A 402-nucleotide genomic window follows, 5' to 3' on the forward strand; every position below is an offset into this window, starting at 1 on the left:
CCTTGTCGAGGTTCCGGAACGCTTCGGCGAACGGCCGGGTCTGCGCGAACGACGCCAACCATGGCGCACCCGCCACCGGCGCATAGCCGGTGTGATTCCGATCGTGGCGGAGCAGCGAGTCGAACGCGTAGGCACCGTCGTCAGGCTGGATCGCCATGGCCTCGTCCTGCGCCAGCTTCTGCCCCTGCCCGAACTCGGACCAGGCTCCCCATGCGATCGCCGTCGCAGGCAGCCCCTGGGCCTTGCGCCAGTGGGCGAAGGCATCCAGCCAGCTGTTGGCCGACGCGTACGCCCCCTGGCCGGGCGAGCCGACCAAGGCTGCCGCCGAGGAGAACGAGCAGAACCTGTCCAGCGGTTGATCCGGCGTCGATTCGTGTAGATGCCAGGCACCCCGGAGCTGCG

General features: G+C 69.4%; 1 protein-coding gene. It reads right to left on the reverse strand.

Going from position 1 to position 402, the window contains the following annotated elements:
• The coding region (locus RM780_RS27720; RefSeq protein ID WP_311633650.1) for a KR domain-containing protein at nt 1-402 on the reverse strand (402 nt) is incomplete at both ends.

The sequence above is a fragment of the Streptomyces boetiae genome, assembly GCF_031845405.1.
GTDB classification, from domain to species: domain Bacteria; phylum Actinomycetota; class Actinomycetes; order Streptomycetales; family Streptomycetaceae; genus Streptomyces; species Streptomyces boetiae.